General features: G+C 55.1%; 4 protein-coding genes. 2 read left to right on the plus strand and 2 right to left on the minus strand.

Going from position 1 to position 4947, the window contains the following annotated elements:
* The coding region (locus tag ACOHWE_RS20000; protein WP_420668485.1) for an integrase core domain-containing protein at window positions 1–108 on the plus strand (108 nt) is incomplete at its 5' end.
* A gap of 146 nt (window positions 109–254) precedes the next feature.
* Window positions 255–1889: an ATP synthase subunit B family protein gene (locus tag ACOHWE_RS20005; protein WP_420668501.1), complete on the plus strand. Its 1635-nt coding sequence runs from the start codon at window positions 255–257 to the stop codon at window positions 1887–1889.
* A gap of 608 nt (window positions 1890–2497) precedes the next feature.
* Here the strand turns inward: ACOHWE_RS20005 and ACOHWE_RS20010 are convergent.
* Window positions 2498–2860: a terminase small subunit gene (locus ACOHWE_RS20010; RefSeq protein ID WP_420668502.1), complete on the minus strand. Its 363-nt coding sequence runs from the start codon at window positions 2858–2860 to the stop codon at window positions 2498–2500.
* 36 nt (window positions 2861–2896) lie between these two features.
* A complete protein-coding gene (gene xylB / locus ACOHWE_RS20015) occupies window positions 2897–4342 on the minus strand; it encodes a xylulokinase (protein ID WP_420668503.1) in 1446 nt (481 codons plus the stop codon).
* Between the last annotated feature and the right edge of the window lie 605 nt (window positions 4343–4947).

The following is a 4947-nucleotide window of genomic DNA, read 5'->3' on the forward strand; positions in this document are numbered from 1 at the left end:
AAGTGGAGGAAACACTACAACACCAAGCGACCACACAGTGCTCTGGGGTATCGCCCGCCCGCGCCGGAAACCATCGTTCTGATGGATCAAAGACCGGTCATGCACTAACAATCAAACCGGACCACTCAGGTGGGGCTGATCATAAGTTCTCCGAGGCCGTCGGCTACGTTGCAATTGAAGATGACGGCATGGGAATGAACCGCGCCGATATCGAACGTGGTTGGTGAATGATTTCGCTATCAGGAAAGCGGATCATGAAGGCTTCCGGGCGCAAGACACCTAAGGGGCGAACGCCTTTGGGTGATAAAGGCTTGGGGCGTCTAAGCACCCAGAAACTGGGTCAAAACCTGGAGCTTTATACGCGCAAGGACGGACAAGATGATACGTTGCACGTCGCATTTGCTTGGGACGCGTTTACCGATGACAAAAGCTTAAGCGAAGTGCCAGTATCAATTGACACAGCGAAAACATCTGCACGAAGTAAAGGTACAAAGCTAGTTGTCTCTGGGTTGCGAAATGCCGAGGTTTGGGGCGGGAGAGCTGTCGAAAAGCTAATCGCTGATCTTTCGCAGGTCATTTCCCCCTTTGCTGAAGCTCGCCCTTTCTTGGTGACGCTACGCATCAATGGCCGCCCGATTGACTTGGGGCAGGTTTCTTCGAAGGTCCGTGGCGCGGCGGTGGCCAAGTTCAACATTGATTTCGCTGACGGAACGCTAGCGATGACCGGAAAATTCCGGCTCATGAAGCTCCGCGGAAACCAGGATCATGATTCCTACGAGAATTTGCTAGCAAGAGAAAATGGGCGCTCATTCTTTGATTACTTAAAGAGCAAGAAGGCACCGGTTAACTTTAAGCTTAGTGATGACCCGAACTTCTTCATTGAGTTTGACTATCGTGTTCCACTGTCAGCGCTCGGTGGCGCAGAAAAAGATCCATCTAACGAACAAGACGCTCCGCTGGTTAATGCCAATCCTGGTCCTTTTCACGCTGAAATCGATGAATTTATGCTGCGCGGTGATGAGATTGGAGCCAAGCTTGGCGGGCTTGCAAACACAAACGAGGTCAGAGAGATTGTAAAGCTACATGCGGGTATAATAGTATTCCGCGACGGCTTCGCAATAAAGCCTTATGGTTTGAATGGCAAAGATTGGCTTCGCCTAAGCGCTCAGCAAACGAGCGGAAGTTCCTGGTACGGATTGCGCCCCCAGAATGTGATTGGGTTCGTGTCGATTAGTGAGGCGGAAAATGGCAACCTAAAAGAGAAGACGGACAGGGAAGGTTTTGTTTCCAATCCGTATTCTCAGAACTTCCGACGCCTAGTGACCCACGCGACTGAAATGATCGGTAGCTTCTATGAATGGACCAGACGAAATTTTAACACGTTTAAAGCAAACCGACCGGAGAACTCTAAGCCCTTCAAAGGCGGGCGCAAGGCGATTGCCGATGCCGAGAATGTAGCAAGTCGTTTGGCGAGTTACAGCAATACTGCCAAGTCGCTTGACGCCAACACAGCTGTCGCCCGGCAGAAGATTGCAACCGTGACTAGCCGCATCCAGGAAACACCCCTACTGACAAGTTCCGCAGAACGGGAAATGGCGGAGGTGCTCACCGACGCGCAACAAGCACTTGAAGAATCTCAGGCACTATTTTCTGACCTTACTAAATACGCAGCAGAGGCCAAGGATCTCGCGGATATTGTTACCGTGCTTTCGCCGCGATTGGACGTTTTGTCCGACCAACTACAGGATTTTTCGGAACTTGCTGGATTGGGGCTGCTGGCTGAGGCACTTTCACATGAAGTTCAAAACCAAACCGATCGCTTGATGCAAAAGGCTTCAAAGGCTGTGGCGCGCGCCAAAAAAAACACCCCCCGAATGTGGATCTCCTAGTCCTAGGACAGGAAGTCACTACGGCGGCGGCGGCTCTGCGTCGGCAGATTGGTCACCTATCTCCTTCGCTGCGGTACCAGCGCGACAAGATCGAGACATTTCCAGTTTCTAGCACTTTGGAAAGTTTTCCAAGCAGATTGAAGACGCTCGGAGGGTTCACAAGGACCAAGTTGCGAAACTATTGGCCAACGCAGTCATTCCTCGGGCGGCGCCAAAAAAGTCGTTTTCTCAATACGGCTCTTACGATGACGGTTCATTCACTTATTCTATCCGTGGTTGCGGGCGAATCCGGGACCCATTAGCTACATCGCTGCTTTCGGCTTACAGTCGTTTCTTGGCGAGGGATGCCTATGAGCACGACTTTTCGAAAGCTGGTTAGGATTTGGAAATCAATCTCTATAACCTGTACTGTATCTCAATGCGAAGTTGCTATGGTTGCTGCAACAGTGAATTGGCCTACTGGTAAGCAGGGTGACTTAGCTTCCGATTTCTTTCAGGAACCGTTTATTCCCAGTCTCTTGCAGCGGATCGCGTAGTCTTTCACCATATAGGTCAATTGATGAAAGCGGACAGATCGTTTCGGACAAGTGGAGCAAAGGATTATTAGCTCAAGCCTTTCGCATAAGGCCTAGTTCCCGGCTAATGTTATTGGCTTTGAAAATGCCTGCAGCACATCGCTCGAACTTGTGCGCAAACACAGCATTTTCAATGAGCTCCATTGTCTCGACTAGATCTTTCCTGTTCTTTCGCCAGTGCCGCCATGTCTGTGTTGTGATTCCGAGAAACAAACAGAAGCCAGCGATTGTCATTGGTCGATCTTTCCGCAGTTTTGCAATCATCGTTCCGTTTGCAGTTCTGAACAATTTGCTCTCGAAAAGTGGATTACTTTCCACGTGCTCAGCATACTCGACAAAACGCTCCCCTAGATGTTGGGGTGCGCGTACGCAGTCTTCAGTTCCCTGAAGTGTCACTGCTTCACCGGCGGAAGATCACAGGTCTGACCAAGATCATCTCTGCAGAGATTGCGCAGCAATATTCCGGTACATGTCGAAGCCAGCGGCATAGGTGTCTTTCATGTCAAAGTTGGGCACAAAGGTTTTTTCGGTGTGCGGCTGCGTGAGCACCGTCTCCGCCGTGACCGCCTCGCTTGCCATCAACCCCAGACGTGCCGCGCCCAATGCCGCCCCTTGTGAGCCGCTGTCAGGCAGCTTCAGAGTGAGCCCGGTGATATCAGCGATCATCTGCAACCACGTTTCCGACCGGCTCCCGCCGCCTGCGACGCTGACGGTTTCGGGCAGCGAGCCGGCGGTCTCAAGCGCGGCGCAGCAATCGGCAAAAGCATATCCGACGCCCTCCATGACCGCCTGCGCCATATCAGGCAAGGCATGGTCCCGGCGCAGGCCGTGAAACGCCCCGACTGCATCCGGGGCGTTGTGCGGGGTTCGTTCACCCGACAGATACGGCAGGAACGTGATCGGAGACGGCGCTGTGACCCCCTCCACCATGGCGGCAATCGCGGCCGGTGTCTTCCCGGTAATTTGACCGAACCATGCGAGAGCATCCGTGGCAGACAGGATCACTCCCATGTGATGCCAGGTTCCGGGCACCGCGTGGCAAAAACTGTGAACAGCGCTTTGAGTGTTCGCCGAAAAGCAGCCGGTGACAGAGAACAAGACGCCTGACGTGCCCAAAGACAGAAATCCATCCCCCGGATTGACGGCCCCCAGCCCGCAGGCTGTTGCAGCGTTGTCGCCAGCCCCCCCGGCAACCGCAACGGACCCAACGCCCCACGCGGCTCTCAATTCGGGGCGCAACTCCCCGGCACGCGCGCTGCCTTCCACCAGACGGGGCATGTGGTCCCGGGTCAAGCCGGTGGCGGCCAAAAGCATATCTGACCAATCGCGCCGCGCAACATCCAGCCAGAGTGTGCCTGCTGCATCCGACATATCAGACACATGCTCGCCGGTCAGCCAAAGGTTCACGTAGTCTTTCGGCAGTAATACTCTGCGCGTGCGCGCAAATGTGTCCGGTTCGTTCTTTTGAACCCACCTCAATTTGGGCGCTGTAAAGCCCGCCATGACGATGTTGCCGGCAATCCCGAGGAAATCAGCGCGGCCTTCAAGCTCGGCACATTCCGCGTGGGAGCGTCCGTCGTTCCACAGAATGGCGGGACGCAGAGGCACGTCCTTGTCGTCCAGCAAGGTAGCACCGTGCATCTGGCCCGAAACCCCAATGCCACGCAGGGCGGCAAATCCCGCGGGCGCTTGAGCGCGCACCTGTTCGATGGCCGCTTTGCAGGCGTCAATCCAGGCCCGGGGGTCCTGTTCACTCCACAACGGGTGGGGGCGGTCGACGGTCAGCCCGCCATGGCCTTCTGCGAGGGCAGACTGCGTTTCATCAATAAGGAGAGCTTTGACGCCGGAGGTCCCCAAGTCCAAACCAAGATATGTCATACAGGCCCCGCGTAGAAAAGAAACTTGCCGCCGGCGCGAAATGCCGGTGAGTGGGAGTAGCTTAGAACAGGCTGTCAGGATAGTAAAAATCCATCTCATTCTCCTTCGTGACCAGAACATTACCAAAAGCAAAATCACCGGGCTTGGGCGGGGCGCTGCATGGCGCGCGCGAGCGCTTTCAGCCCAAACATGCCGTTCAGTTGGTACGCCTGGCCATGAACGCTGCAAGCGTGAAGCTCCCCAGCCATTCCAGCGAAAGCGGACCTTTAGCCGGGCTCGGGCACTATTGCTGATGCTGAAATCCGCGCCCCGTGCCGCAACGCGCTGAAAGCGAACTTTGCAATGTGCGGCGAGCGGCTCAATGCCATCTCTCGAACCTGACAAAGCGCTGCATTGCACTTCGCGAAGGCGGCCGCTTGCAGGCCATCCAGCACTGTGTTCTTCCGTGCAGACCCATGTCGGAACAGGCGAGCCCGCAAAACGGCTTCGGGGCCTTCTGCCGGCATTTCACCTGCCAAACCCGGAGGCATAGGGCAGCCACGTAGCAAGTCCCGGAACCAGCAGCATCAGCACCAGCCCACCAAGCATCAGCAGCACATAGGGCG

Source organism: Cribrihabitans neustonicus (genome assembly GCF_048820895.1).
GTDB classification, from domain to species: domain Bacteria; phylum Pseudomonadota; class Alphaproteobacteria; order Rhodobacterales; family Rhodobacteraceae; genus Cribrihabitans_A; species Cribrihabitans_A neustonicus.